This is a genomic window from Methylobacterium sp. WL120 (assembly GCF_008039465.1).
GTDB classification, from domain to species: Bacteria; Pseudomonadota; Alphaproteobacteria; order Rhizobiales; family Beijerinckiaceae; genus Methylobacterium; species Methylobacterium cerastii.
In genome coordinates this window covers 62394-89248 of the sequence record NZ_VRUT01000002.1, presented here as the reverse complement: position 1 = coordinate 89248, position 26855 = coordinate 62394, and the positions used below count along the sequence as shown (strand labels likewise).

At 69.5% G+C, this 26855-nt stretch carries 26 protein-coding genes, 1 tRNA gene and 1 riboswitch; of the genes, 12 read left to right on the top strand and 15 right to left on the bottom strand.

Features of this window, described 5'->3' with window-relative positions; all coding sequences use genetic code 11:
* Positions 1 to 4: 4 nt before the first annotated feature.
* From hpnI to FV229_RS00985, 3 genes are all read right to left on the bottom strand, one after another.
* Positions 5 to 1189 carry a bacteriohopanetetrol glucosamine biosynthesis glycosyltransferase HpnI gene (gene hpnI, locus FV229_RS00995; protein WP_147750146.1) on the bottom strand — a complete coding sequence of 395 codons (1185 nt, stop codon included), beginning with the start codon at positions 1187 to 1189 and terminating at the stop codon, positions 5 to 7.
* Positions 1190 to 1264: 75 nt separating this feature from the next.
* Positions 1265 to 1861 carry an ABC transporter substrate-binding protein gene (locus FV229_RS00990; RefSeq protein ID WP_246687996.1) on the bottom strand — a complete coding sequence of 199 codons (597 nt, stop codon included), beginning with the start codon at positions 1859 to 1861 and terminating at the stop codon, positions 1265 to 1267.
* The gene (locus FV229_RS00985; protein WP_147750144.1) at positions 1861 to 2991 is read right to left on the bottom strand and encodes a flippase-like domain-containing protein; all 1131 of its coding nucleotides are present in this window, start codon (positions 2989 to 2991) and stop codon (positions 1861 to 1863) included. Before FV229_RS00985 ends, FV229_RS00990 begins: the two co-directional genes overlap by 1 nt.
* Before the next feature lie 208 nt (positions 2992 to 3199).
* On the opposite strand from FV229_RS00985, the gene FV229_RS00980 reads away from it, so the two are divergent.
* Positions 3200 to 4372 carry an amidinotransferase gene (locus FV229_RS00980; RefSeq protein WP_147750143.1) on the top strand — a complete coding sequence of 391 codons (1173 nt, stop codon included), beginning with the start codon at positions 3200 to 3202 and terminating at the stop codon, positions 4370 to 4372.
* A 332-nt stretch (positions 4373 to 4704) separates the two neighbouring features.
* Here the strand turns inward: FV229_RS00980 and ettA are convergent, their stop codons facing one another.
* The 4 genes from ettA to FV229_RS00960 form a co-directional block, all read right to left on the bottom strand.
* Entirely contained in the window at positions 4705 to 6357 is a 1653-nt protein-coding gene (ettA, locus tag FV229_RS00975; RefSeq protein WP_147750142.1) for an energy-dependent translational throttle protein EttA, read from the bottom strand.
* Between the two features lie 226 nt (positions 6358 to 6583).
* Positions 6584 to 6669 (bottom strand) — tRNA-Leu (locus FV229_RS00970).
* Between the two features lie 55 nt (positions 6670 to 6724).
* Positions 6725 to 7924 carry an FAD-dependent monooxygenase gene (locus FV229_RS00965; protein ID WP_147750141.1) on the bottom strand — a complete coding sequence of 400 codons (1200 nt, stop codon included), beginning with the start codon at positions 7922 to 7924 and terminating at the stop codon, positions 6725 to 6727.
* 19 nt (positions 7925 to 7943) lie between these two features.
* Entirely contained in the window at positions 7944 to 8198 is a 255-nt protein-coding gene (locus FV229_RS00960) for a zinc-finger domain-containing protein (protein ID WP_147750140.1), read from the bottom strand.
* 219 nt (positions 8199 to 8417) lie between these two features.
* On the opposite strand from FV229_RS00960, the gene map reads away from it, so the two are divergent.
* The 6 genes from map to FV229_RS00930 all read left to right on the top strand — a co-directional run bounded on the left by map (position 8418) and on the right by FV229_RS00930 (position 14361).
* Positions 8418 to 9236: a type I methionyl aminopeptidase gene (gene map, locus FV229_RS00955; protein ID WP_147750139.1), complete on the top strand. Its 819-nt coding sequence runs from the start codon at positions 8418 to 8420 to the stop codon at positions 9234 to 9236.
* Between the two features lie 4 nt (positions 9237 to 9240).
* The gene (gene radC / locus FV229_RS00950; protein WP_147750138.1) at positions 9241 to 9987 is read left to right on the top strand and encodes a DNA repair protein RadC; all 747 of its coding nucleotides are present in this window, start codon (positions 9241 to 9243) and stop codon (positions 9985 to 9987) included.
* Positions 9988 to 10077: 90 nt separating this feature from the next.
* Positions 10078 to 11517, top strand: a complete 1440-nt coding sequence (locus FV229_RS00945) for a circularly permuted type 2 ATP-grasp protein (RefSeq protein ID WP_147750137.1) — start codon at positions 10078 to 10080, stop codon at positions 11515 to 11517.
* 81 nt (positions 11518 to 11598) lie between these two features.
* Positions 11599 to 12543, top strand: coding sequence for an alpha-E domain-containing protein (locus FV229_RS00940; protein ID WP_147750136.1), 945 nt, complete (start codon positions 11599 to 11601; stop codon positions 12541 to 12543).
* A gap of 207 nt (positions 12544 to 12750) precedes the next feature.
* Positions 12751 to 13578 carry a transglutaminase family protein gene (locus tag FV229_RS00935; protein WP_147750135.1) on the top strand — a complete coding sequence of 276 codons (828 nt, stop codon included), beginning with the start codon at positions 12751 to 12753 and terminating at the stop codon, positions 13576 to 13578.
* Positions 13579 to 13608: 30 nt separating this feature from the next.
* Positions 13609 to 14361, top strand: coding sequence for a peptidase (locus FV229_RS00930; RefSeq protein WP_147750134.1), 753 nt, complete (start codon positions 13609 to 13611; stop codon positions 14359 to 14361).
* Between the two features lie 228 nt (positions 14362 to 14589).
* Here FV229_RS00930 and FV229_RS00925 read toward each other — a convergent pair whose 3' ends face one another.
* Genes FV229_RS00925 through thiO form a run of 4 tightly spaced genes read right to left on the bottom strand, consistent with a single transcriptional unit; the run spans position 14590 to position 17373 of the window.
* Positions 14590 to 15198 (bottom strand): thiamine phosphate synthase, encoded by a 609-nt coding sequence (locus FV229_RS00925; RefSeq protein ID WP_246687995.1) that lies wholly within the window; start codon positions 15196 to 15198, stop codon positions 14590 to 14592.
* A gap of 16 nt (positions 15199 to 15214) precedes the next feature.
* Positions 15215 to 16015: a thiazole synthase gene (locus tag FV229_RS00920; protein ID WP_147750133.1), complete on the bottom strand. Its 801-nt coding sequence runs from the start codon at positions 16013 to 16015 to the stop codon at positions 15215 to 15217.
* A gap of 3 nt (positions 16016 to 16018) precedes the next feature.
* A complete protein-coding gene (gene thiS, locus FV229_RS00915) occupies positions 16019 to 16231 on the bottom strand; it encodes a sulfur carrier protein ThiS (RefSeq protein ID WP_147750132.1) in 213 nt (70 codons plus the stop codon).
* The gene (gene thiO, locus FV229_RS00910) at positions 16228 to 17373 is read right to left on the bottom strand and encodes a glycine oxidase ThiO (RefSeq protein ID WP_348644169.1); all 1146 of its coding nucleotides are present in this window, start codon (positions 17371 to 17373) and stop codon (positions 16228 to 16230) included. The genes thiS and thiO overlap by 4 nt, the downstream gene beginning before the upstream one ends.
* A gap of 144 nt (positions 17374 to 17517) precedes the next feature.
* Positions 17518 to 17646, bottom strand: a riboswitch (TPP riboswitch).
* Positions 17647 to 17858: 212 nt separating this feature from the next.
* Between thiO and FV229_RS00905 the strand changes: the two genes are divergently transcribed.
* Complete coding sequence (locus FV229_RS00905) at positions 17859 to 18362, top strand: TIGR02281 family clan AA aspartic protease (RefSeq protein WP_246687994.1); 504 nt, start codon at positions 17859 to 17861, stop codon at positions 18360 to 18362.
* 2 nt (positions 18363 to 18364) lie between these two features.
* On the opposite strand, the gene FV229_RS00900 is transcribed toward FV229_RS00905, so the two are convergent.
* From FV229_RS00900 to FV229_RS00885, 4 genes are all read right to left on the bottom strand, one after another.
* Positions 18365 to 19624 carry an adenylate/guanylate cyclase domain-containing protein gene (locus FV229_RS00900; protein ID WP_147750130.1) on the bottom strand — a complete coding sequence of 420 codons (1260 nt, stop codon included), beginning with the start codon at positions 19622 to 19624 and terminating at the stop codon, positions 18365 to 18367.
* Positions 19625 to 19727: 103 nt separating this feature from the next.
* On the bottom strand, positions 19728 to 21722 hold the full coding sequence (rpoD, locus tag FV229_RS00895; protein WP_147750129.1) for an RNA polymerase sigma factor RpoD: 1995 nt from the start codon (positions 21720 to 21722) through the stop codon (positions 19728 to 19730).
* Positions 21723 to 21917: 195 nt separating this feature from the next.
* Entirely contained in the window at positions 21918 to 23828 is a 1911-nt protein-coding gene (dnaG, locus tag FV229_RS00890; protein ID WP_147750128.1) for a DNA primase, read from the bottom strand.
* 115 nt (positions 23829 to 23943) lie between these two features.
* Positions 23944 to 24405, bottom strand: coding sequence for a GatB/YqeY domain-containing protein (locus FV229_RS00885; RefSeq protein ID WP_147750127.1), 462 nt, complete (start codon positions 24403 to 24405; stop codon positions 23944 to 23946).
* Positions 24406 to 24631: 226 nt separating this feature from the next.
* On the opposite strand from FV229_RS00885, the gene carA reads away from it, so the two are divergent.
* The 4 genes from carA (at position 24632) to FV229_RS27150 (ending at position 26770) form a co-directional block, all read left to right on the top strand.
* The gene (carA, locus tag FV229_RS00880) at positions 24632 to 25867 is read left to right on the top strand and encodes a glutamine-hydrolyzing carbamoyl-phosphate synthase small subunit (RefSeq protein WP_147750126.1); all 1236 of its coding nucleotides are present in this window, start codon (positions 24632 to 24634) and stop codon (positions 25865 to 25867) included.
* An 83-nt stretch (positions 25868 to 25950) separates the two neighbouring features.
* Positions 25951 to 26280 (top strand): hypothetical protein, encoded by a 330-nt coding sequence (locus FV229_RS00875; protein WP_187275012.1) that lies wholly within the window; start codon positions 25951 to 25953, stop codon positions 26278 to 26280.
* Positions 26280 to 26597 (top strand): hypothetical protein, encoded by a 318-nt coding sequence (locus FV229_RS00870; protein ID WP_147750125.1) that lies wholly within the window; start codon positions 26280 to 26282, stop codon positions 26595 to 26597. Before FV229_RS00875 ends, FV229_RS00870 begins: the two co-directional genes overlap by 1 nt.
* A complete protein-coding gene (locus FV229_RS27150) occupies positions 26594 to 26770 on the top strand; it encodes a hypothetical protein (RefSeq protein ID WP_187273541.1) in 177 nt (58 codons plus the stop codon). Before FV229_RS00870 ends, FV229_RS27150 begins: the two co-directional genes overlap by 4 nt.
* The last annotated feature ends 85 nt before the right edge of the window (positions 26771 to 26855 follow it).

The window sequence follows — 26855 nt, the reverse complement described above, 5'->3', positions numbered from 1 at the left end:
AAGGTCAGACGGTGGGCGACTCAGCATCCTGGCCGAGATTGCCCTCCGGAATAAGCGTTCCATCCGCAACGACGCGATAATCGTGACCTTTCCATGTCACCGCACCCGATACGAAGCTCCATGAGAAGTTCGCGAACGAGAGGATGTCGCGGATCGGCAACAGCCAGTAGGGATGGGGGCCGATGCCGAAGGCGCGCTCCAGCCGCATCGACAGGATGATGCGGCAGGCGAGCGCCAGCGCGGCGACGCCGAGCGCGGTTGCGCCGGCCTCCGGCATGAGTGCCGCGATGAGGGCGATCGGAAAGGCGTGGGTGACGATCGAGCCGGCATAGCCAGCCGGGTCGACGTTGCGGATGGTGCGGTTCCAGCGCAGCTCGTGGCTCCAGAGGCCCGCGATCGCAGTGTCGACGCAGGTATGCCCGATCGTAAAATTCGGGATCGCCACCCGGCCGCCGAGGCCGCGCAGGGCCTCGCCGATGGCGTAGTCGTCGGCGAGGTCGTCCTTGAAGGTGGCGAAACCGCCGATCGCGGCCAGCGAGGCCGCGGTGAAGGCGATGGTCGAGCCGAAGCAAGGCTTGGCGAGACCGAGCGCGGTGCCCATCACGACGTTGGGCAGGAACTGCACGTCGATCGCCAGCGCCGAGAGCTGGGCGTAGACGCCCCGGTCGGCCGGGATGCCGTGGTAGAGGCAGGTCACGCCGGTGACGCCGGGGGCCGACAGCTCGGCCACGACCCGCGTGAGGTAGTCTGGGCGCACCACCATGTCGCTGTCGGCGAGCACGACGACCTCGTTGGCGATCGCGTCCGACATGTTGATCAGGTTCGAGACCTTGCGGTTCGAGCCGTGCTGACGCGCGTCGACGACGAGGTCGATCCGCAGGGCCGGAAAGGCCGCCTCGATCCGCCGCACGACGCCGATCGCGGGATCGCCGACGCTCTGCACGCCGAACACGATCTGCACCGGGCCGGCATAGTCCTGGGCGCAGAAGGTCGCGAGGTTGTCGAACAGGTTCGGCTCGAGGCCGCAGAGGGGCTTCAGCACGGTGACCGACGGCCGATCCACGCCCTCAGCGAACTCGGGCGCCGGCGTCGCGGAGAACCGCCCGGCGAGGAACGCCGCGGTCAACGCGTAGAGGCAGCCCGCGAGCGCGGGGACCAGAAGGATCGGCGAGAGCCAGGTGAGGTCCATGGGAACGTCGCTCGGTCGCGGGAGGCGAGAATCGGTGGGCCGCGGCGGGCGGCGCGAAGGCTCTGTGCAGGCCGTTCAAGGCGCCGGTTTGGCGGCCAGCATGCCGTCGGTGCGTTGGCGAAGGAATTTCAGCACCCCGTCGGCCCCGCCTGCCTTCAGCGGTGGGCCGAGGGTCGCCCGCTGTCCCGCGACCTCGCTGACGTTGCCGTTGAGCAGCACGTCCTGGATGCGGTTGTCGGCGTTCACGACGAAGTCGATCTGCGAATCGTCGCCGTCCGGGGTGGTCACGTGGGTGAGCACGCGCTGGTTGCTGCCGCTCGGCTCGCTCTTGCGGGTCACCTCGAACTTCGCGCCCGCCGCCCGCGCGAGGCGGTTGGCGTAGGTCACGACGAAGTTGCGCCGGAACGCCTCCGTGATCGCGCCCTGCTGCTCGGGGGTGAAGTCGGCCCATTTGGCGCCGATCGCGAGGCGGACCATCGCCGGGTAGTCGAAGGATCGCTCAAGGGTCGGGCCGACCGCGTCGACCCGGTCCTTCAGGGTTCCGGCGCCGTTCTTCACGGCTGCGTCGAAGCGGGCGTAGAGCCCGTCGACGACGGCGACCGCCGGATCGTCGGCGGCCGACGCCGGGACCGCGGCGGCGGCGAGCGCCAGCGCGACGAGGAACCGGCGCATCAGGCGCACTTCTTCAATTCCGGCACCGCGGCGTCCTCGCTGTGGGCGTTCGCGCCGCGGGGGGGCGCGTAGCTGTAGAACGGTCCGAGCGTAGCCGGCACGGAGGCGCCGCCGACCCGGCGAAAGGTGGCCCGCTCCTCCTCCGGCGCGGGGGCGTCCGCCTCGGCGGCTTCGCGGCGGAGGCGGCCCTCCTGCGTGTGCCAGAGCCAGAGACCGGGGACGCCGACGAGCAGGTCGGCGAGGCGCTTCACCAGTGACAGGGCGAGCGCGACTTCCGCCGGGATGCCGAACAGGGCGCAGAGCGCGATCAGGCCGCCCTCCTGCGCGCCCAGCGCCCCGGGCACCGCGAAGGCGGCGCCGCGCACGGCCTGGGCGAGGCTTTCGATCACGATCGCCTCGGCGAAGCTCACCGGGTATCCCATGAAGTGCAGGCAGACGTAGACCTCGATCGTGCCGATCAGCCAGCCGACGAGGTGCACGCCGATGCCCGAGAAGATGCGCAGGGGCGCGCCGTAGAGGCGGCGCAGGTTGTCGTAGAGCACGTCGACGGCACCCAGCGCCTGCCACTCGCGACCCGAGGCGAAGCGATCGACGATGCCCTGGATCAGGCGGTGCCCAGCCCGGCGCTGGATCAGGTAGAACGCGCCGATGGCCGGCGCCGCGATGGCGAGGCCGCCGGCTACGGTGCGCACGATCGGGCCGTCGCCGGCGAGCCACACCAGCAGCCCGAGGCCGCCCAGCGTGAACAGCAGCTGCGTCAGCGCCTGTGTCATCATGTCGACGAACATGCTCGCGCCGGCGAGGCCGCCGGCGACGCCGCGCTTGGCCAGGAGGCGCGCGCCGACGAAGTCACCGCCCACCGTCGCCACCGGCAGCAGCGTGTTGATGCCCTCGCGCACGAAGCGCAGGTTGATGCAGACAGAGAGGTTCGGCCGGCCGGAGACGGGGAAGATCACGTACCAGCCGAGGCCGGCCCATGCGACGGCCACGGCGCGCGCGGCGACGACCGCCAGGGCGCCCCAACCGGCACTCACCACTGCCGCGGCCACATCCTCGAGACCGGAGGACAGAAACAGGCCGACGACCGTGCAGAGGCCGGCGATCAGGGCCAGGGTCGTCAGACGCTTCATGATCCTCTTTCAAGCTCGGGGGGGGCTTGATGCTGGATTCTCGCCGCGATTTCGACCGAAAAAGACCGCTGCGGACGAGGAGTAAGGCTCAAGTTGCAGCAACGATCGGCAATGTCTATCACCCGATAGACACAGTGCGGACCAAAGCGGCAGCAGGGGTTTTCACCCCGAGCAGACCGCCCGCACGGCGCATCACGAAGGGATCACCATGGACCGCGACGCTTCCCACTCGGCCGGAGAGGCCGTGCTCGACGACGCCCGCGCCGACGGCTTCGTCAGCAGGGAACCCGGAATCCCCGCGCCGCACTCGCCGGTGATGGCGTGGAACGAGTGGGACCCGCTCGAAGAGGTGATCGTCGGATCCCTCGACGGCGCCACGATCCCGACGCACCACCTGACCGTGATCTTCAACCTGCCGCGGGCGGCGCAGCCGTTCTACCGCTTCGCCTCGGGCTTCCGCTACCCGGGCTTCATGAAGAAGCTCGCGCAGAAAGAGCTCGACAACTTCATTCGCATCCTCGCCGGCGAGGGCGTGAAGATCCGCCGCCCGGACACCATCGACTTCTCGAAGAAGTACCGCGCGCCGCGCTGGTCGTCCCGCGGCTTCTGCGTCGCCTGCCCGCGCGACCCGTACCTCGTGATCGGCGACGAGATCATCGAGAGCCCGATGTGCTGGCGCTCGCGCTACTTCGAGGGCGACGCCTACCGCTCGCTGTTCAAGGAATACTTCCGCGCCGGCGCGCGCTGGACCTCGGCGCCGCGGCCGCAGCTCACCGACGAGCTGTACAACTACGACTACCGCGTGCCGAACCTGAAGGCCGGCGAGCCGATGCAGTTCACGGTCAACGAGTTCGAGCCGGTCTTCGACGCCGCCGACTTCGTCCGTTGCGGCCGCGACATCTTCGTCACCCGCTCCAACGTGACGAACCTGATGGGCATCGAGTGGCTGCGCCGCCACCTCGGCTCGGGCTTCCGCGTCCACGAGATCGAGAGCCGCTGCCCGCAGCCGATGCACATCGATTCGTCGTTCATGCCGCTCGCCCCGGGCAAGGTACTGGTCAACCCGGACTACATCGACGTCGAGAAGTTGCCGGCGGTGTTGAAGAAGTGGGACGTGCTCGTCGCCCCGCGCCCCGACCCGGTCGAGGGCTTCATGAGCAAGATCTCGATGTGCTCGCCCTGGACCTCGATCAACGTGCTCGCCATCGACGAGAAGAAGATCGTCGTGGACCAGAGCCAGCCGACGCTGATCAAGGCGCTCAAGGACTGGGGCTTCGACCCGATCCCGGCGCCGTTCCTGAGCTACGGCCCGTTCGGCGGCTCGTTCCACTGCGCCACCCTCGACGTGCGCCGTCGCGGCACGCTGAAGTCGTACTTCTAGGCCTCTCGCCTCGAACGAAAACGGCCGCATCCCGGAAGGGGTGCGGCCGTTTTGGTTTGTGGTTCGGGACCCTTGAACGCGTCTCCCGGCCGAGAGCCCCCTGCCCGTCATTCCGGGGCGTCGTAGTCGAGCCCGGAATCCAGAGCCGCAGATGGCGCAATCTAGAACTCGACCTCAGGTTCTGGATTCCGGGCTCTGCTGCGCAGCCCCGGAATGACGGGGAGAGGATGGAACCGGGTTCGCGGAGCATCCGAATTGAGCGAAGACGCCGCTGGCTGCAGAAAACCTGGCCTCCATCTCTTGAGAAGACGGAAGCCAAGTCGCGGTTTATTTCAACGCGAAAACTTCTTGTACTTGATCTTCTTCGGCATCAGCGAGTCGGCGCCGAGCCGGCGCATCTTGTCGGCCTCGTAATCCGAGAAGTTGCCCTCGAACCACTCGACGTGGCTGTCGCCCTCGAAGGCGAGGATGTGGGTCGCGATGCGGTTCAGGAACCAGCGATCGTGGCTGATGATGACGGCGCAGCCGGCGTAGTCCTCCAGCGCGTCCTCGAGGGCGCGCAGGGTCTCCATGTCGAGGTCGTTGGTCGGCTCGTCGAGCAGCAGGACGTTGGCGCCGCCCTTCAGCGTGCGGGCGAGGTGCACGCGGTTGCGTTCGCCGCCCGACAGCGTGCCGACCTTCTTCTGCTGGTCGCCGCCCTTGAAGGCGAAGGCCGCGCAGTAGGCGCGCGAATTGATCTCGCGCTTGTTGAAATAGATGATGTCGTTGCCGCCCGAGACCTCCTGCCAGACCGTGGCGTTGGGGTCGAGCGCGTCGCGCGACTGGTCGACGTAGCCGAGCTTCACCGTCGTGCCGACGGAGATGTCGCCGCCGTCCGGCTTCTCCTGGCCGGTGATCATCTTGAACAGCGTCGTCTTGCCGGCGCCGTTCGGGCCGATCACGCCGACGATGCCGCCCGGCGGCAGCTTGAACGACAGGTCCTCGATCAGCAGGCGGTCGCCGAAGGCCTTGTTGAGGTGGTCGAACTCGATGACGTTGTTGCCCAGCCGCTCGTCGATCGGGATCACGATCTGGGCTGCCGCGTCGACCTTGTTGTTCTGCTTGGCGACCAGCTCCTCGTAGCGCGTGATACGCGCCTTCGACTTGGACTGGCGCGCCTTCGGCGAGGCGGAGATCCATTCCTGCTCGCGGGCGATCGAGCGCTGGCGGGCCATGTCCTCGCGGCCCTCCTGCTGCAGGCGCTTCTGCTTCTGCACCAGCCAGGCCGAATAGTTGCCCTCGTAAGGGATGCCCTTGGTGCGATCGAGCTCGAGGATCCAGCTGGTGACGTTGTCGAGGAAGTAGCGATCGTGGGTCACGATCAGGATCGCGCCCGGGTAGTTCTTGAGGTGGCCTTCGAGCCAGTTCACCGTCTCGGCGTCGAGGTGGTTGGTCGGCTCGTCGAGAAGCAGCAGCTCAGGCTCCCACAGCAGCAGCCGGCAGAGCGCGACGCGGCGGCGCTCGCCGCCCGACAGGGTGGCGACCGGCTGCTCGTCGCTCGGGCAGCCCAGGGCCTCCATGGCTTGGTCGACCTTGGATTCGAGCTCCCAGAGGTTCTGCGATTCGATCTCGTCCTGGAGGCGGGTCATCTCGTCCGCCGTCTCGTCGGAGTAGTTCATCGCGAGCTCGTTGTAGCGGTCGAGCAGCGCCTGCTTCTCGGCGACGCCCTCCATCACGTTCTCGCGGACCGACTTGGTCGTATCGAGCTGCGGCTCCTGCGGCAGGTAGCCGACCCGCGCGCCCTGCGCGACGAAGCCCTCCCCGGTCCACTCCGTGTCGATGCCGGCCATGATCTTCAGGAGCGTCGACTTGCCCGAGCCGTTGATGCCGAGCACACCGATCTTGGCATCGGGGTAGAAGGACAGGTTGACGTTGTCCAACACCTTCTTCCCGCCGGTGTAGGTCTTGGTCAGGCCTTTCATGTGGTAGATGAATTCGCGGGCCATCGCAGGCATCCTATCAGGTTCGGCGGGGCCGGCGCGGGAGGTCGCGCGGCCCGATGGCGGGTGCAGGGTCGTCCGGGCAGGCACGCGCCATGCCCGCGGCGAACCTTGCGGGGTACGGTTCTGCGGATCGGGCGCGGCACGCCCTCACCCGCAATCCCTGGAGATGATCCCGCTCGCGTATCAGGACGGCCGGTGCCGGGCAAGGATCGGGGGATGGATCGGGGCGTGGTGGCCGCTGTGGGACTCGAACCCACACGGGCGAAGCCCGAGGCATTTTAAGTGCCTTCCGTCTACCAATTTCGGCAAGCGGCCCTGCGATGCGCCGAAGCGGTAACCGTCGGCGCGGCCGAGATCAAGTTTCTCGAGATCAAGCGTCCGGCGTCCAACCGTAGAGCCAGGCGTAGCGTTCGCGCATGCCGTCTGGGCCGAGACGACGCATCACCGCGTCGCGCACGAAGGCGGTGATGCCGCCGGCATGGTAGGTCCGGCCGTTGGCGCGGGCGGCGCGCTGCACCCGGCGGACCCGGCGCCGACGAGCCCTGGCGTAGGCGTCGAGCGCTTCGACGACGGGCTGCACGGCGAGGCACTGCGCAAGAATCGCGCAATCCTCGATCGCCAGTGCCGCACCTTGCGCCAGGAACGGCAGAACCGGGTGGGCGGCGTCGCCCAGCAGCGCGATCCGGCCGCGGGCGATCGGGCGCGCCACCGGCCGGTCGGCGAGCGACCAGACCAGCCAGGAATCGGGCACGGTCAGGAGTTCGGCCAGATCCGGCGCGCAGTCGCGGAACTGCGCGCGCAGCACCGCCGGCTCGCCGAGCCGCCCCCAATCTTCGTCGCCCTGCCGCTCCGGCACGACCGCGACCACGTTGAGGTCGCGCCCGGCATGGATCGGGTAGTGGACGACATGGCGGCCGCGCCCGAGCCAGAGCCCGGTCGCCTCGCCCGCAAGCGCCTCCGGCACCGCCTCACGCGGCACGATCGCCCGCCAGGCGGCCATCCCGGCTTGGCTGAGCCCACGCGGATCGAGGTGGACGCGGATGCGCGAGCGCAGGCCGTCCGCGCCGACGACCAAGTCGGCCGACAGGTTTTCGCTGCGCGCGCCGTTCCCGCTCTCAAGTGCGAGGGTGACGCAGTCCTCGGTCTCGGTGAGGCCGGTGACTTCGCGGCCCATCATCAGGCGGATGCCGGGGCGCGAGCGCACCGCGTCGAGGAGCAGGGTCTGAAGGTCGGCCCGGTGGATGACGTAGTAGGGCGCGCCGAAGGCGTCGCGCGCCGCCGCGCCAAACGTCACGCCGCCAACCTTGCGGCCCGAATCGAGCGCGCGGACGACGACGCCCGGCGGCTCCGATCCGGCGCGCCGGAGGGCTGCCGCGAGGCCGAGGTCGGCGAGCACGCGGCTCGCGTTCGGGGAGAGCTGGAGACCGGCGCCGACCTCGCTGAACCCGGTTCGGCGCTCGACGATCGTGACGGCGTGGCCGGCGGCGTTGAGCGCCAGGGCCGCGGTCAGCCCGCCGATCCCACCGCCGACCACGGCGACGCTCAGCGCCGGCCCCGGGTCTCGCGGCATCAGGCTTCGCGGCATGGCCCTATTCGGCCGCCGCCTTCTGGTCGTGCCAGACGCTCGCCGCCGGGTCGGCGTGGCCGGCCTTCAGGTCGGCGCGGTGGCGATAGAGCGTCGAGCAGTACTGGCAGATGATCTCGTTGTCGGCACCCATGTCGAGGAACACGTGCGGGTGGTCGAACGGCGGCAGCGCGCCGATGCACATGAACTCGCGCGAGCCGACATGGATGACCGCGACGCCGAGCTCGTTGTGGAAGTGCGGTACCGCCCTGTCAGCCATCGCGCCGTCCTGTGCCTTGGGACCCGTCGCACCGGGTCGCCCGAGCCCCGCTTATGCCGCCGTGCCTCCGTCCGGCGCAAGCCTCGGAGCGAACGCAGGCGCCCTCAGGTCACGCGGCGCCGGGTCGGTCGCCCGCCGTAGAGTTCCGTGACTTGGCGCTGCGGCGGCCACGCCGTACATAAGCTGTCGAAGACCGGCCCGGTGCGGACAAGCCCCTCGATGAATCAGCAAGACCAAGCGACGCGGCGGGTGCCCCAAGCACCGATCCACGGGCCGGAGGGCTTCGAAGGCATGCGCCGCGCCGGACGCCTGACGGCGGAAGGCCTCGACGTGCTGATGGAGGCGACCCAGCCCGGCGTGACCACCGAGGCGCTCGATAAGCTCGCCTACGAGTTCGCCATGGATCATGGCGCCTACCCGGCCTCGCTGCTCTATCGCGGCTACCCGAAATCGATCTGCACCTCGATCAACCACGTGGTCTGCCACGGCATCCCCAACGACAAGCCTTTGCGCGAGGGCGACATCGTCAACCTCGACATGTGCCTGATCCTCGACGGGTGGCACGGCGATTCGAGCCGGATGGCCTTCGTCGGCGAGGTGCCGCGCAAGGCCGCCCGCCTGTGCGAGATCACCTACGAGGCGCTGATGCGCGGCGTCGCCGCGGTGAAGCCCGGCGGCTCGACCAACGACATCGGCCGCGCGATCCAGACCTACGCCGAGGGCGAGCGCTGCTCGGTGGTGCGCGACTTCTGCGGTCACGGCCTCGGCCGGAGCTACCACGACGCGCCGACCATCCTGCATTACGTCGAGGCGAGCTACGACGTGCCGCTGAGGCCGGGCCAGTTCTTCACGATCGAGCCGATGATCAACCTCGGCCGCCCGGCGGTGAAGGTGCTCTCCGACGGCTGGACCGCAGTGACCCGCGACCGCTCGCTCTCGGCCCAGTTCGAGCACACGGTGGCGGTGACCGAGACCGGCGTGGAGATCTTCACGGTGTCGCCGAAGGGGCTGCACCAGCCCGCCAACCCGGGAGCCTGAGGCCGTGCCGGGCCCCGGCGACGAGGCCGAGCACGGGCTCTTCGCCGAACGGCCGGCCGTCGCCCCGAAGCCGGAGGCGCCGCCGCACTATCTCGGCCATCGCGACCGCCTGCGCGAGCGCTTCGCGAAACAAGGCGCCGACGCGCTGCCCGACTACGAGCTGCTCGAGCTCGCCCTGTTCCGCGCCATCCCGCGCCGGGACGTGAAGCCGCTGGCCAAGGCGCTGATCCGCCGCTTCGGCAGCTTCGCGGAGGTGCTGAGCGCCGAGCCGGCGCGCCTCGCCGAGGTCGAGGGCGTCAGCGCCGGGGTCGTCGCCGACCTCAAGCTGATGGAGGCGGCCGGGCGGCGGCTGGCGCGGGGCGCCATCGCACAGCGCGCGCTGCTCTCCTCCTGGGCCGAACTGATCGAGTACCTGCGCGCCACCATGGCCTTCGCCACCCGCGAGGAGTTCCGGGTGCTGTTCTTCGACAAGCGCAACCACCTCATCGCCGACGAGATCCAGGGGCGCGGCACGGTCGACCACACGCCGGTCTACCCGCGGGAGGTGGCGCGGCGGTCGCTCGAACTGTCCGCGACCGCGATCATCCTGGCGCACAACCACCCGTCGGGCGATCCGGCGCCCTCGGCCGCCGACGTGGCGATGACCCGCGAGGTCGTCGCCGTGTTGAGCCCGCTGAAGATCGTGGTGCACGACCACGTCATCCTCGGCCGATCGGGTCATGCCAGCTTAAAGGGCCTGCGCCTGATCTGAGACGTGTTTGGAACGAGCCTCGGACAAGCTCGTAATCCCTTTGCGTGGCGCGCCTCTTGCCTCTAGCGTGCCGTATCGGGGAGAGACTGTATGGCGGGCGTAGCCTTCGACGAGATGACCGCCTTCGCAGGCAGCGCGACGAGCCAAGCCGACGTCCGCGAGGCCTACGGCCAGCTCAAGGCGTGGCTCGACGCGACGCCTGTCGATCACTTCAACACCCGCCGCAGCCAGGCCGAGCTACTGTTCCGGCGTATCGGCATCACCTTCGCCGTCTACGGCGACAACGAATCGACCGAGCGGCTGATCCCGTTCGACATCATCCCGCGGGTGATCACCAAGCCGGAATGGGGCTTCCTCGAGCGCGGGCTGAAGCAGCGCGTCACCGCGATCAACATGTTCCTGAAGGACATCTACGGCGCCCAGGAATGCATCAAGGCCGGCATCATCCCGGCCGACCTCGTCTACAAGAACGCCCACTACCGCATGGAGATGCGCTCGTTCCGGGTGCCGCACGACCTCTACGTGCACATCGCCGGCATCGACATCGTCCGGACCGGCGAGAACGACTTCTTCGTGCTGGAGGACAACGCCCGCATCCCCTCCGGCGTGTCGTACATGCTCGAGAACCGCGAGGTGATGCTGCGGCTGTTCCCGGACCTGTTCTCCCGCCACCGCGTGGCGCCGGTGGAGAACTATCCGGACGCCCTGCTCGCGACGCTGCGCAGCCTCGCGCCGGTGACGGCGACCCGCGACCCCACCGTCGTGCTGCTGACGCCCGGCCGCTACAACTCGGCGTTCTACGAGCACTCGTTCCTCGCCGACAAGCTCGGCGTCGAGCTGGTGGAGGCGGGCGACCTCTTCACCAAGGACGACGTGGTCTACATGCGGACCACCGAGGGGCCGCGCCGGGTCGACGTGATCTACCGCCGCCTCGACGACGACTTCCTCGACCCGCTGGTGTTCCGCCCCGATTCGATGCTCGGCGTGCCTGGCCTGATGAACGCCTACGAGCGCGGCAGCGTCACGCTGGCCAACGCGGTGGGCACCGGCATCGCCGACGACAAGGCGGTCTACAGCTACATGCCGGAGATCGTGAAGTTCTTCACCGGCGAGGAGCCGATCCTTCACAACGTTCCGACCTATCGCTGCCGCGAGAAGGAGGCCTTCTCCTACGTGATGGACAACCTGTCCGAGCTCGTCGTGAAGGAGGTCAACGGGTCGGGCGGCTACGGCATGCTCGTCGGGCCGCACGCGACCAAGCGCGAGATCGAGGAGTTCGCCAAGCGCCTGCGCCACGCGCCGGACGGCTTCATCGCCCAGCCGACGCTCTCGCTCTCCACCTGCCCGACCTTCGTCGCCTCGGGCGTGGCCCCGCGCCACGTCGATTTGCGCCCCTTCGTGCTGTGCGGCGCCGACGAAATCCGCATCGTGCCGGGCGGGCTCACCCGCGTGGCGTTGAAGGAGGGATCTTTGGTGGTGAATTCGAGCCAGGGCGGCGGTACGAAGGACACCTGGGTCCTGGACGCGTGACGGCCTGACGCCTGCCCTCACCGAGAACCGCGGAGCGGCGCACGCCTCCGGGCCGAGCCGAAGAGACCCAGCGAAACAGCCATGCTCTCCAGGACTGCCGACAACCTCTACTGGCTCTCGCGCTACGTCGAACGGGCGGAATTCGTCGCCCGCATCCTCGACGCCGCGCATCGGCTGGCCTCGCTGCCGACGAGCTACGGCGGGGGCGAGACCAACGAATGGGCCTCGGCGCTGGCCTCTGCCGGCGACCCGGAGGTGTTCAAGCCGCATTACGACGGCGTGAACGCCGCCACCGTGTGCGACTTCCTCGCCTTCAGCCCGCACAACCCGTCCTCGATCCGCTCCTGCATCGAGAGCGCGCGCGAGAACGCCCGGAGCGTCCGCACCGCGCTCACCACGGAGATGTGGGACACCATCAACGGGGCGTGGCTCGAATTGCGGTCCTACGAGAAGAAGGACCTCGACCGCGACGCGTTCTCGCGCTTCCTCGACTGGGTGAAGGGCATCTCGCTGACCTTCGACGGCTCGGCCTACCGGACGATGCTGCGCAACGACACCTACTGGTTCACGCGGCTCGGTACCGCGATCGAGCGGGCCGACAACACCGCCCGCATCCTCGACGTGAAGTACAAGATCCTCCTGCCGGCATCCGAGACCGTCGGCGGCAGCCTCGACTACTTCCAGTGGACCACGATCCTGCGCGAAGTCTCCGCCTTCAACGCCTATCACTGGGTGTATCGCGAGAGCGTCAAGCCGCTGCTGGTGGCCGACCTGCTGATCCTCAACCGGCAGATGCCGCGCTCCTTCGCCAACTGCTACGGCGTGCTCGTCGAGCATCTCGACCTGATCGCCGACGCCTACGGGCGCCGCGGCGCGAGCCAGCGACTCGCGAGCAACCTGCTCGCGCGCCTGGAAAGCGAGGAGATCGACCGGGTCTTCGCCTCAGGGCTGCATGAGTTCGTGATCGCGTTCATCGGCGAGAACAACAAGGTCGGCGCCGCGATCGCGGACCAGTACCTCGGCTGAAGCGCCGAGGCCCGCGGAAGACGCGGCGATTCGGCTTCCAAGGACGCGGGCTCGGTTGCGCGCGACCGCGGAACGTCGTGTAGAACATGGCACCGGGGCCGCGCGTGGCTCCGAACGTCGGCGCCGCCAAGAGGGGCGGAGGCGGGACGGCGAAGGCAAAGCCGGCACGAACGAAGCCGGCAGAGGCAAGACGGGCAGAATCGACGCATGCGCATCCGCGTGGTCCACGAGACCATCTACAGCTACGAGCAACCGGCACGCGGGCTGATCCAGGTCCTGCGGATGACGCCGCGCGACCACGATGGCCAGTACGTCCGGCGCTGGCGGATCGAGCCGTCGGTCGACGGCCGGCTCACCGAGCGCGAGGACGGCTACGGCAACGTCGTGCACTGGTTCACGCCGGACCAGGCCTCCGACGCCCTGGTGATCCGGGTGACCGGCGAGGTCGACACCCACGAGACCCACGGCATCGTCCGCGGCGCCGTCGAGCGGCTGCCCGAGACGTTCTACCTGCGCGACACCGACCTCGTCCTGCCGAGCCCGGAGATCCAGGCGCTGTCCGACGCGGTCGCCACCGCCGGCGATCCGGCCACCCTCCCCTTCCTGCACCGCCTGATGGCCGCGGTGCACGCGCACATGAACTACACACCGGGCCCTGCCAGCGCCGCCGTGCCCGCGCCGAAGGCGTTCGCGGCGGAGGCCGGCGTGTGCCAGGACTTCGCCCACGTCTTCATCGCCGCCGCCCGGCACCGGGCGATTCCCGCCCGCTACGTCTCCGGATACCACCGTCCGGAGGGAAGCGACGTCGAGCAGCAGACGCCGCACGGCTGGGCCGAAGCGCTGGTGCCCGATCTCGGCTGGGTCGGCTTCGACCCGACCACCGGCGACGCGACGACGGAGGCCTACATCCGCGTCGCCTCCGGCCTCGATTACCTCGGCGCCGCCCCGATCCGCGGCAGCCGCACCGGCGGCGGCACCGAAACGCTGGACGTGAAGCTCCGGGTGGAGCAAGCCCAGGCGGCACCGCAATCCTGACGCGCGCACCTCTTCGAAAAGCCTGATCCCATGACTTACTGCGTCGGCGTCCTCGTCGAGGACGGCCTGGTGATGATCGCCGACACCCGCACCAATGCGGGGCTCGACGACATCTCGACCTATCGCAAGCTCCACCACTTCAACGTGCCGGGCGAGCGGGTGATGATGCTGGCCTCGGCCGGCAACCTCTCGGTGACGCAATCGGTGCTGAGCCTGCTCTCCGAGGGCGTGACCGGCGACGACGGCGAGCCGAAGCTGAAGCTCGTCGAGACGACCACGATGTTCGAGGCGGCCCAGCTCGTCGGCCGTGCCATCCGCCGCGTGCGCGCGATCGAGAAGACCGGATTCGAGGCGGCGGGGCTTCGGTTCTCCGTGTCGCTGCTGTTCGGCGGCCAGATCGGCAGCGAGCCGATGCGGCTGTTCCTGATCTACTCGGCCGGCAACTTCATCGAGTGCAGCACCGATGCGCCTTTCCTGCAGATCGGCGAGCACAAGTACGGCAAGCCGATCCTCGACCGCGCCGTGAAGTTCGAGACCGAGCTCTACGACGCGCTCAAGGTCGGCCTCGTCTCGATGGATTCGACGATGCGCTCGAACCTCGGCGTCGGCCTGCCGATCGACATCGCCCTCGCCCGCCGCAACGCCCTCGACCTCGAGGTCAACCACCGGATCGAAGCCGGCGAGGGCTACTTCCACGACCTGCGCGAACGCTGGTCGGCAGCTTTGCGCGCCGCCCACCGCGCGATCCCGCGCCCGCCCTACGGGCCTGCGCCGACGAAGTAGGTTTGCCGAATCTATTCGCTCCCAATCAGCGACCTCATCCTGAGGTGCTGCAGCGAAGCGGAGGCCTCGAAGGAGGCCTCCAGGTATCGCGCGCGAGCTGGATGGCTCCTTCGAGGCGGCTGATGCCGCACCTCAGGATGAGGGGGTTGGTGGGCGAAACCGATCGAGAGCGGTTTTCGGCGAAACGCCGAGCGGGTAGCCAGGATCCTGCGATCCTTTGATCCTGCCTCAGCGCTCGTCCGAGCGGGTTGCCCAGGCGCTCAGAAGCGCGCGCGTTTCAGCCGCTGGGTCGGCGGCTCGCATCAGGCCGCCCATCACGGCCATACCCGCCGCGCCGTGCCGACGGCATTCGGCGGCGGTGATGATATCGATCCCTCCGAGCGCGATCACCGGAATTCCGATCCGCACAGCTTTGGCGATGGCCCCGATCCCGAGGGCGGGGCCGTAGCCGGGCTTGCTCGCGGTGGCGAAGATCGGGCTGAGCGTCACGTAGTCCGCGCCGCCCTCGGCCGCCTCCGCGACATCTCGGAGCGTGTGGGCCGAGATGCCGACGAGGGCTGCGCCGACTCGTTGCCGGGCCGCGGCGATGGCGGATCGATCCGTCCCGCCGCCGAGATGGAGTCCGGCGCCGAGATCGGCCGCGAGGTCGGCGTCGCCGCCGACGGTGAGCACGCCGCCGGCCTGGCCGACGCGTTCGGCGATCCGCGCCGCCAGCTCCCGCCGCTCGGATGGTGGCAGGTCCTTGTCGCGGAACCAGACCCAGCGACCGCCGCCGTGGAGCACGGCGGCGACGGCCTCCACCAGGGGGCGCGGCCCGTGCCGGTCGGTGACCGCCAACAGGGGCGACGGCAGGCTACGAGCCGACAAGGCCGAGCTGCGGGCTCGACGGCTCGGCCCGGCCGCGTCGGGGAATGCGGCCGGCAAGATACGCGTCGCGTCCCGCTTGGACCGCGCCGCGCATGGCGTAGGCCATGCGGACGGGGTCGTCGGCCTTGGCGACGGCGGTGTTGATCAGGCAGGCGTCGGCCCCAAGCTCCATCGCGATCACCGCGTCGGAGGCCGTGCCGATGCCGGCGTCGACGATCACCGGCACGCTCATGCGGCGGCAGATCAGCTCCAGGTTGGCCGGGTTGGCGATGCCCATGCCCGACCCGATGAGCGAGCCCATCGGCATCACCGCGGCGCACCCGAGGTCGGCGAGCCGCTGGCAGACGATCGGGTCGTCGTTGCAGTAGGGCAGCACGACGAAGCCGTCGTCGACGAGGTGGCGGCAGGCCTCGATCAGCTCGGTCACGTCCGGGTACAGCGTCTCGCGGTCGCCGATGACCTCGACCTTGATCCAGTTCGTGTCGAGGGCCTCGCGCGCCAGCTCCGCGGTCATGATCGCGTCGCGCGCGGTCTCGCAACCGGCGGTGTTGGGCAAGAAGCGGCGCCCCTTCAGGATCTCGACCGTGTCCGAGCCGTGGCCCTGGAGCGACACCCGGCGGATCGAGGCGGTGGCGACTTCGGCCCCCGAGGCCGCGACCGCATCGCGCATGATCACCTGCGTCGGATAGCCGGCCGTGCCGATGAACAGGCGCGAACTCAGCGTGACGCCGGCGACGACGAAGGGGTCGTCGGCCTCCGGACGGAGGGGTGTGAGCGTGTCGAGCATCCTCTAGCCTCCCTGCATGGCGCGTACGATCTCGATGCGGTCGCCGTCCGCGATCGGGGTGCGCTCCCAATCGCGACGGCGGACGACGCGGCCGTTGACCGCGATGGCGACCCCCTGCGGATCGGGGCTGCCGGTCTCCTCCGCCGCGTGCGCGAACAAAGCGGCGAGGTCGGCGGCCTCGATCTCGCGGGCTTGCCCGTTCACGGTCAGCCTCATGCCGAAGGCCTCACGTCCTGGCTTGCGGTAAACCGTGCGAGGGAGAAATCCCGGGCCACCACCGGCATCGCGCCCGTGGTGACGAGGGCGGCGATCGCGTCGGCGGTCACCGGGGCGAGCAGGTAGCCGTTGCGATGATGGCCGGTGGCGACGACCAGCCCGGGGGCGATCTCGCCCAGGATCGGCGCGTCGTCGTCCGAGGTCGGGCGGAACCCGCTCCACACCGCCTCGACCTCCATCTCCTCGATGCCGGGCAGCACCCGCCGCGCGCCCTCCAGAAGGGCGTAGAGCCCGCCGGCGGTGACGCCGGGGCGGAAGCCGCAATCCTCCACCGTCGCGCCGACGACGATGCGGCCGTCGCCCTTCGGTGCCATGTGGACCTGCTCGGTCCACACCATGTGCGACAGCGTGCCGGTGCGCGCGGTCGTCTTCAGCGCCAGCGACTGGCCCTTGAGCGGGCGGACCGGCAGCGCGAGGTTTTGGGGCAGCAGGCCGCCCTCCCCGCTCCAGGCGCCGGCCGCCAGGATCACGGTGTCGGCCTGCAGAACGCCATTGGCGGTGCGGAGGCCGGTGACGCGCCCGGATGTCCGTTCGAGGGCGACGACCGGGCTGTTCTCGACGAGCGCCACGCCGGCGCCACGGCAAGCCTGCACGAGCGCCGCCATCACCCGACTCGGATCGACCTGGTGGTCGAGCGGGCAGAACACGCCAGCGGTGACCGAGGGGCGCAAGGCCGGCTCGCGGCGGCGGACCTCGGTGCCCGCGACCCATTCGGCGGCGACGCCCGAGCGGCGCTGCAGCTCGTAGCGGAAGCGCAGGCGCTCGACCTCGTCGCGGCCGATGGCCAGCACCAGCGTCCCGTCCTCGCGGTAGTCGATGTCGTGGCCGGCGGCCGCTTCGAGTTCGTCGCGGAACCCGGGCCAGCGCCGCAGCGAATCGAGGGCGAGCGGGAGCAGCGGGTCCGAGCCGGGCTCGTGCTCGGCCGCGGGCGCCAGCATGCCGGTGGCGGCGAGGCTCGCGCCGGACCCGATGGTCTCGCGCTCGACGACCGCGACGGACCGACCGGACTGCGCGATGCGCCAGGCGATCGACAGCCCGATCAGGCCGCCGCCAACGATGGCGACGTCGGCGCGGACGGGCAACGTGACGGACGGGTTCGTGCCGCCGTTCGTTCGGCGAACCCCGATCGGTGATGCTGGGTGACGACCCAAAAGATCCTCCGCGTGGTGTCGCAGAGACCGGGCCTGACGCTTCCTTCGAGAAGCTGGTGCGATCCGTCCACGAGGACGACGCCCACGGTCCAATCCCTACGCCGGTGTGAACCGGATCAGGTTCGAAGGATTTCCGCGCCGCGAGCCCTCGCGAGCCTGCCAGCGGTTTCTCAGCCCCTTGCCGGGGATCTCCCTGGAACACCGCAGATGTGGTCCCGACGGCCGGCCCGGTCAACCCCGTCGAAGGGGCGAGCGCGCAGGATGGTCGCCGTCTGTCGTCGTCATGCCGAGACGGTTCGGAAACCCTGTCGGCACGAAAGGCGGCGGGTTTACCCCGGCGGCGCGCAGGGCGCCACGTATCGTTCACCGGTTCCGTGATGGTCTACGCCGGTCCCCTCGGGGCGCGGAGGTTGGCGTTGCGGACGATCCTGATGCTCTGCGTAGGGGCCGGCCTCGCCGCGGGCGTGCTCGGCGGGGTCGGAGACCGCCTGACTCACCGCAAGCCCGACGCGCAGCCGGTACCAGCGGCGCCGCCATCCTTCTCGGTGCCGAGCGCGATCGCCCTCAATGCGGACCGCAGCGGCCACTTCCTCGCCGACGCCCTGGTGGACGGCCGCTCGCTGCGGATGATGGTCGACACCGGCGCCACCGCGTGCAGCTTCACCGAGGAGGCGGCCGCGCGTCTCGGCCTCGTCCTCACGCCGCGCGACTTCACCCGACCGGTGATGACGGCCAACGGCGTGGTGCGGGTCGCCCCGGTGCGCATCGGCATGATCCGGATCGGGCCGGTCACCGTGCGCGACGTCGAAGCGGTGGTCGTGCCCGGCGGCGGCCTCGGCACGAACCTGCTTGGGATGTCGTTCCTCAAGCGGGTGCGCGACTTCAGCATCGCCGGCGGCACGCTGACGCTGCGGGGCTGAGATCAGCCCTGGCGGCGATGCGGCTTCGGACGCGGCCGGTAGACCATCATCGGCTCGGAAAAGCCGTCGAGGACGTGCTCGCCGAGCGGCACCGGATCGCCCCACAGGAAGTCGACGAAGGGCTTCGACATCAGCAGCGGCTCGCCCAGCGTTTTGTTGAGGCGGGCGATGCGGCTCGCCATGTTCACGTCGCGGCCGATGACGGTGAAATCGAGCCGCGTGCCCGAGCCAACGTTGCCGTACGCCGCCTCGCCGTGGTGGAGCGCGATGCCGGCCATCATCGGCACCGCGAACTGGTGAAGGGTGTTGGCCTCCTCCAGCGCTTGGAGTGCGCCCTGCGCCGCCGTCAGCGCGCCCTTGGCGGCGCCGCCGAGGTCGTCGCCCGGCTCGCGGAAGATCGCGAGCAGGCCGTCGCCGAGGTACTTCAACACCTCGCCGCCCTCACGCTCGATCGGCGGGACCAGGCAGTCGAAGAAGATGTTGAGCAGGTCCACCGCCTCTTCCGGCGTCATGTCCGCCGAGATGCGGGTGTAGTCGCGCATGTCGGCGAACAGGATCGCCGAGCGGATGCGCTTCACCTGGCCGCGACGGATGTCCCCCGACAGGATCGCCCGGTGCGGCTCGTCGCCGACGTAGATGCGCAGCACCGTGTCGAGCTGCTTGGTGACGAGGCGCATCTCCATCACGGCCGCGAGCGCCGGCATGACGAAGCGCAGGATCGCGACGTCCTCGTCGCGGAACCCGTCCGGGTCGCGGGTCGCGAAGGTAATGCCGTTATGGGTGCCGTTGGTGAAGAACAGCGGCACGACGATGTAGTGGGTGTAGCCGGCGGCCTTCAGGTCGGGGATCACCGAGTAGGCGTCGTCCGGCGTGTCGGCGAGGTCGAGGATCAGCCATGCGGCGTCCTCGTGCACCTTCCGGAACGGGCTCGCCGCGTAGGCGCGCTCGGAAGCCTCGCCGTGCGGAAACAACCGCACCGTGGTGCCGGCCTCGCGCGTCCAGATGCGCCCGATGCCGGAATACTCGGAATGCAGCGTGTCGATCGCCGTCGAGGTCCGGTCCACCGGCACGCCGACCTGGTTCAGGCGCTCGGCGAAGCCCGCGATCAGGTCGTCGGGCTCGGGCAGGCGCGCTCCTTCGCTCAGCAACCAGTCGCGGATCGCGACGCATTCCTGCAGCGCGCCGAACGGCACGTCGTCCGCCTCCGAGCCGTCGGCTGCGGCGGTCGGCGGCACGGGTGGATGCTGGCGACGCTCAAGCATACGGCCAAGGTGGGTTCGCGGACCGCCAAAGCAAGGCTTCGGGCCGCCGACGACGTGGTCCGCCGACACGAGTCGGCGAAACACGTCATGGCGGATCGGCCGCTCAGTTGTCCAGGAAGCTCCGCAGCTTCCGGCTCCGGCTCGGGTGCTTCAGCTTGCGCAGGGCCTTCGCCTCGATCTGGCGGATGCGCTCGCGGGTCACCGAGAACTGCTGGCCGACCTCTTCGAGGGTGTGGTCGGTGTTCATGCCGATGCCGAAGCGCATGCGCAGCACGCGCTCCTCGCGCGGCGTAAGCGAGGCGAGCACGCGCGTCGTGGTCTCGCGCAGGTTCGACTGGATCGCCGCGTCGATCGGCAGGACGACGTTCTTGTCCTCGATGAAGTCGCCGAGGTGCGAATCCTCCTCGTCGCCGATCGGCGTCTCGAGCGAGATCGGCTCCTTGGCGATCTTGAGGACCTTGCGCACCTTCTCCAGCGGCATGGCCAGCTTCTCGGCCAGCTCCTCCGGGGTCGGCTCGCGGCCGATCTCGTGCAGCATCTGGCGCGAGGTGCGGACGATCTTGTTGATCGTCTCGATCATGTGCACCGGGATGCGGATGGTTCTCGCTTGATCCGCGATGCTGCGGGTGATCGCCTGGCGGATCCACCAGGTGGCGTAGGTCGAGAACTTGTAGCCGCGGCGGTACTCGAACTTGTCGACGGCCTTCATGAGGCCGATGTTGCCCTCCTGGATCAGGTCCAGGAACTGCAGCCCGCGGTTGGTGTACTTCTTGGCGATCGAGATCACGAGGCGGAGGTTCGCCTCGATCATCTCCTTCTTGGCCTGGCGGGCTTCGCGCTCGCCCTTCTGGACCATGTTGACGATCTTGCGGTACTCGCCGATCTCCAGGCCCGTCTCGGAGGCGAGCGTCAGAATCTGCTCGCGCAGGTCCGAGACCTGCTTCGAGCCCTTCTCGACGAGGTTCTTCCAGCCCTTGCCGCCCAGCGTGCCGACGCGGGTCATCCAGTTCGGGTCGAGCTCCCAACCCTGGTAGTGGCGCAGGAACTCGTCGCGGGCGACGCCGTGGCTCTCGGCGTAGCGCATCAGGCGGCCCTCATGCGAGATGAGGCGCTTGTTGATGTCGTAGAGCTGCTCGACCAGGGCCTCGATGCGGTTGTTGTTCAGGGACAGCGACTTCACGTCGGCGACGACGGTGTCCTTGAACTCGGCCTGCTTCTTCTCCTGGGCGGGCGTCGTCTTCTCGTTGCCGGCCTTGCGCGCGGTCTCCTCGTTCTGGAGCTTGCGCAACTTGCGGTAGTTGTTGGCGATCGCGTCGAACGTCTCAAGCACGCGCGGCTTGATCTCGGCTTCCATCGCCGCGAGCGAGACGTTGTTCTCCATGTCGTCGTCGTCGTCGCCGCCCTCGGGCGCCGGCGTCTCGGCCTCGGCTTCCTCTCCCTCGGTCGCGCCCTCGGCGATCTGCGGGTTCTTGCCGTCGGGGCCGGCATAGGTGGCTTCGAGGTCGATGATGTCGCGCAGCAGCACCTTGCCGTCGACGAGTTCGTCGCGCCAGATGATGATCGCCTGGAAGGTCAGCGGGCTCTCGCACAGGCCGGCGATCATCGCCTCGCGGCCGGCCTCGATCCGCTTCGCGATGGCGATTTCGCCCTCGCGCGACAGCAGCTCGACCGAGCCCATCTCGCGCAGGTACATGCGCACCGGGTCGTCGGTGCGGTCGGTCGGCTCCTTGGTGGCGGTGACGACCGCGACGGCGCGCGTCGGGGCGACCTCGGCCACCTCCGTACCCTCGGCGCCCTCCTCGTCCTCCGACGCCTCGCCGTTGGCGGGCTTGTCGGCGGCGGCCTCGTCGGTCTCCTCGGCCTCGACGACGTTGATGCCCATCTCGGAGAGCTGGGACAGCACGTCCTCGAGCTGGTCGGGGTCGGACTGCCCCTCGGGGAGGACCTCGTTGACCTCCTCGTAGGTGATGTACCCGCGCTTCTTCGCGAGCTTCACCATCCGCTTGACCGAAGCATCCGTCAGGTCGAGGAGCGGCCCATCGGTCTGCTCTGCCGGAGCGGTGTCCGTCTCGTCCCGTTCCGTTGCCTTCGTCGCCATGATCAGCCTATTGTTTCGGCGCGGCACGATGCGGGGGCCTCTCGGCCACGCCGCGCCGTCGGCGCCGCAATGCGTGTGGAACCCGGACGAATCACTTCGACCGCGTCGTAGCTCGGACTCGGTATGCAAGCGAGACGCTTGACCGATTGTTAACCATGCCGCGAAGGCGCTTCGTATTCCGCCATCGCACAGGCCCTACGACACAGTCGAGTCGTTCGTGTCCTGCAGGTCCGCCTCGGTCTCCGCTCCCGCGATCACCGCCAAGCGCTCCTTGACGTCGCACAGCCAAGCGAAATTCGCCTCTGTTTCTTCTTCGACGAGCGCACGTTCCGCCTGTCGGAGTTCGCTATTTAGCGCGCCGGCCTTGCGGTGCAAGATCACGGCCTGACGCAATGCGTCTTCCAGCTTGACCAGGTCGGCATGCGGATCGAGCGCCCAACGGTCGCCGGGGCGCACCCGCGCGGCGAGCCGCGCGCTCGCCGCCTCCAGCCCCGCCCGGGCCAGCCGGTTCTCCACCACCGCCACGTCCGGGTCGGCGGCGTCGGCCGCGCGGTCCAGGAGCAGCGAGCGCAGGGCCACCGCATCCGGATCCTCGAGATCGAGGGCGGCGAGATCCTCCGCTTCGAGACCGAGCAGCTCGGGGTGGACGAGGAGGCTCGCCACGATCATCGCCTCGCGGGAGCTGCCGCTGCCGGAAAACCCGTTGGAGCGGGCAAGCCCGGCGCTCGGCCCGGCGGTGAGCCGCGGCGACGGCGGTGGATCGCCGGGGCGAGGCTTCCTTAGGTAAGTATTCTGCCGTCCGCCCGGCTGGTAGGCGCCGCGCTGCTGAGGCGCGCTGCGGGGCGAGAGACCGCGCAGGCGCTCCTCGATCTCGTCGCGATAATAGCTCCGCACCGTCTCGTCGCGGATGCCGGAGATCAGTCCGCGCAGGGTCTTGGCGAGGCCGGCGCGGCGCTCCGGGGTGTCGGTCGAGCCGGTCTCGACGGCGCGGCTCCACAGCACCTCGACCAGGGGCTTGGCCGCCTCGACCACCTTGTCGATCGCCGCCGCGCCGCCAGAGCGCAGCAGGTCGTCTGGGTCCTGGCCCTCCGGCAGCATCGCGAAGCGCAGCGACCGGCCCGGCTCCAGCATCGGCAGGGCGACGTCGAGAGTCCGATTGGCGGCGCGCTGCCCGGCGCCGTCGCCGTCGAAGCAGAGGATCGGCTCGTCGGCATGACGCCACATCAGCGCCAGCTGCTCCTCCGTGAGCGCCGTGCCGAGCTGTGCCACGGTGTTGGGGTAGCCTGCGAGCGTCATCGCGATCACGTCGACGTAGCCTTCGACGCTGATGAGCGTGCCGCGGTCGTGGGCGGCCTTGCGCGCCTGGTTCAGGTTGTAGAGCACCTGCCCCTTGTGGAAGAGCGGCGTCTCGGGCGAATTCAGGTACTTGGCCTTCGCGTCCGCTTGCATCGCGCGGCCGCCGAAGGCGATCACCCGGCCGCGCACGTCCGCGATCGGGAAGATGATGCGGTCGCGGAAGCGGTCGTAGGGCACGGCGATGTCCTCGCCCGTCACCAGCAGGCCGAGCTCGCCCATCAGCGCCTTGTCGACGTCCTTGGCCGCGAGGTGGTCGCGCAGGCCGTAGCGGTCGGCCGGCGCGTAGCCGAGGCGGAAACGGCTGCGGATCTCGGGGCCGAGTTCGCGCCGGTCGAGGTAGGCGCGGGCGGCCGCGCCGGCGGGGGACGCCAGCCGCTCCTCGAACCACGCGGTCGCCAGCTCCATCACCTCGATCGCGCCGCGGCGCTTGGTCTCCATCTCGCGGGTGTCGGCGCTGGGCGCCGGCAGCGACACGCCGGCCTCCCCGGCCAGCCGCTCGACGGCCTCGGGGAAGCTCAGGCCCTCGGTCTCGATCAAGAAGCTGAAGATGTCGCCATGCTTGCCGGAAGAGAAGCAGTGATAGAACTGCTTCTGGTCGTTGACGTAGAAGGACGGAGTCTTCTCGGCGTTGAACGGTGACAGCCCGCGCCACTCGCGCCCGGCCTTCTTCAGCTTCACACGCCGGCCGACCACGTCGGAGGCGGGAAGCCGGTTGCGGATCTCTTCGAGGATGTGGGGCGGGTAGCGCACGGGTATGCGGCGGGTCCGGTGTCCGGTGTTCGGACCGGGATGTATACCGCAGGCACCCGCACCGAGTCCCTTCCCCGGGACGACGGTGGATAGCGGGCAGAACCGCGGTGTCGCGTCAAGCCTTCGCGTTCAGCGCCGCCTTCACCAATCCGCTCGCCTTGGCGAAGTCCATGCGGCCGGCATAGGTGCCCTTCAAGATCGCGATGACCTTACCCATGTCCTTCGGGCCGGCGGCGCCCGCCTCGGCGATGGCGGCATCGATCGCAGCCTGCGTCTCGACCTCGTCCATCTGCTTGGGCAGGTAGGTCTCGATCACCGCGATCTCGGCGCGCTCGTTCTCGGCCAGCTCCGGCCGGCCGCCCTGCTCGTAGACCGCAGCCGATTCGTTGCGCTGCTTGATCATCTTCTGCAGCAGCGCCAGGATCTCGTCGTCGCTCGCCGGCTCCTTGCCGAGCCCCCGCGCCTCGATGTCCTTGTCCTTGAGCGCCGCCTGGATCATCCGGATCGTCGCGAGCTTGGCCTTCTCGCCGGCCTTCATGGCCTCCTTCATTTCGGTGGTGAGGCGGGCGCGGAGCATCGGGCTTGTCCTTGAGGTGGTGCGGAACGGAGGTGGCGCGAAAGCGAAGGTCGTGCAGAAACGGGTGGCTGGCCTGCGGTTTGCAGCGATTGAGCCGCGTTCGATGCGGCACCACATTGACCCCGTCGCCGCGGGCTCGATAAGACCGCCGCACACGATCACCCGCCGCCCGCTCGCGCCGTCTCGACGGCGCCGGTCGTGGCCGGACATAAGCGAGATCACCGTGATGCTGCAAGACAGCGCTTCCGCGCCGAGAGACGCCGCCGTGCCCGAGCCCTGGGCCGAGCCCGTCGCCACCGCGTTGCTGGTGCTGGCCGACGGCACCATCCTCGAAGGCTTCGGCATCGGCCAGACCGGCGTCGCCGACGGCGAGGTCTGCTTCAACACGGCGATGACCGGCTACCAGGAGATCCTGACGGACCCGTCCTATGCCGGGCAGATCGTCACCTTCACCTTCCCGCATATCGGCAACACCGGCACCAACGACGAGGATCTCGAAAGCCTCGACGCCGCCCCGGCGTCGGGCGTGCGCGGCACGGTGATCGCCTCGGCCGTGACCCAGCCGTCGAGCTGGCGCTCATCCTCGCACCTCGACGCGTGGCTGAAGGCCCGCGGCATCCTCGGCATCACCGGGATCGACACCCGCGCGCTTACCGCCCGCATCCGCGACCACGGCATGCCGAACGCGGTGATCGCCAACGACCCGCAGGGCAACTTCGACCGCGAGGCCCTGAAGGCGCGCGCCGCGGCCCTCGCGCCGATGGAAGGCCTCGATCTCGTGCCCCCGGTGACCAGCCGCGAGCGCTCCGACTGGAGTGAGTCGACCTGGACGGTGAAGGCGGGCTACGGCCGCGGCGTACCGGGCGAGGGCCTGCGCGTCGTCGCGATCGATTACGGCGTGAAGCGCAACATCCTGCGGCTGCTGGCCGAGGCCGGCTGCACGGTCACCGTCGTGCCGGCGACCACCAGCGCGGCCGACATCCTGGCGCTGAAGCCGGACGGCGTGTTCCTGTCGAACGGTCCTGGCGACCCGGCTGCGACCGGCGAATACGCGGTGCCGGTGATTCGCGAGCTGCTCGCCTCGAAGGTTCCGACCTTCGGCATCTGCCTCGGGCACCAGCTTATGGGCCTCGCGCTCGGTGGGCGCACGGTGAAGATGGGCCAAGGCCACCACGGCGCGAACCATCCCGTGAAGGACAAGGCCACCGGCAAGGTCGAGATCGTCTCGATGAACCACGGCTTCGCCGTCGACCCGGCGAGCCTGCCCGAGACCGCGGTCGAGACCCACGTCTCGCTGTTCGACGGCTCGAATTGCGGACTCACCCTCACCGACCGGCCAGCCTTCTCGGTGCAGCACCACCCGGAAGCCTCGCCGGGCCCGCGCGACAGCCACTACCTGTTCGACCGGTTCGTGACCCTGATGCGGTCTGGCAAGCCCGAGCCGGCGTCCGGCGCGGCCTGATCGCGCGGGGCGTCGGAGGCAACCGTCGCCTGCCATCGGTGTTGTCGATCCACATGACGGATCGACAGCCCGAAAGGCGCACCATGGCCGAGCACGACGCAGACCGCCCCTCGCTGAAGGGTTTTTCCGCGAACGCGGACCGCAACGGCCAGGATCTCGGACAGGATTCGCCCCTCGACGTCGGCACCCCGTCCCGGACTCAGGCCGACCTCAGGGGCAACCCGGCGGGCGAGGCCGAGACCGCGCGGATCGCCTCGGGCATGAAGAGCGAGGACGCCACCGACCAGACCGAATCCGAGACGCCGCCGGAAAACCTGCGGGCGATCCGCGGCGAGGGCCAGCCGGGCGCAACCGCGTCCGAGGCGATCGATCGCGCCACCGCCGCCGTCGGGCAGGACGACGGGAAGCGCTGATGGCCCGCGACACGGACGACGCCTCGGAGACCGTCACCCGCAAGCCGGACGATAAAGTCGGCACCAGCGGCAAGCCCGCGGCCGGCGGCGGCGGGCACACCGCCGAGCAGTCGGCGATCACCGACATGGGAACGGGCGGCAAGTCCGACCCCGAGCGGAAGGCCGATTGGAAGCAGGGCGGCGAGCCTGGCCGCGCTCCGCCGACGCCCGGCGGCTCGTCGGGCGGGCATTCCGACCAGAAGGCGTCCCGCGGCCCACAAGCCGACCAGACGGTCGCCGACGGGCACTACAAGGCCGAGCGCGAGGAGGGAAAATGAGCAAGCACGACAAGCCTTCGGGCAACTCTTCGGACGAGCCCCCGAAGGGCAAGCCCGCCAACGTCGCGCCGGACGCGGTGATGGACCCGAACGAGAAGACCGACGGGCATCCGGGCAAGGGACCGCAGGGCGGCGCTTCGAAGGACGAGGACGCCGACCCGGGCGCCGGCTAAAAACGCTTTGCTGCCGTGCTTTCGCGGCGGCGGACGCCAGGAACGAAAAAAGGCCCGGGTAGCGATGCCCGGGCCTTCTTGCTGG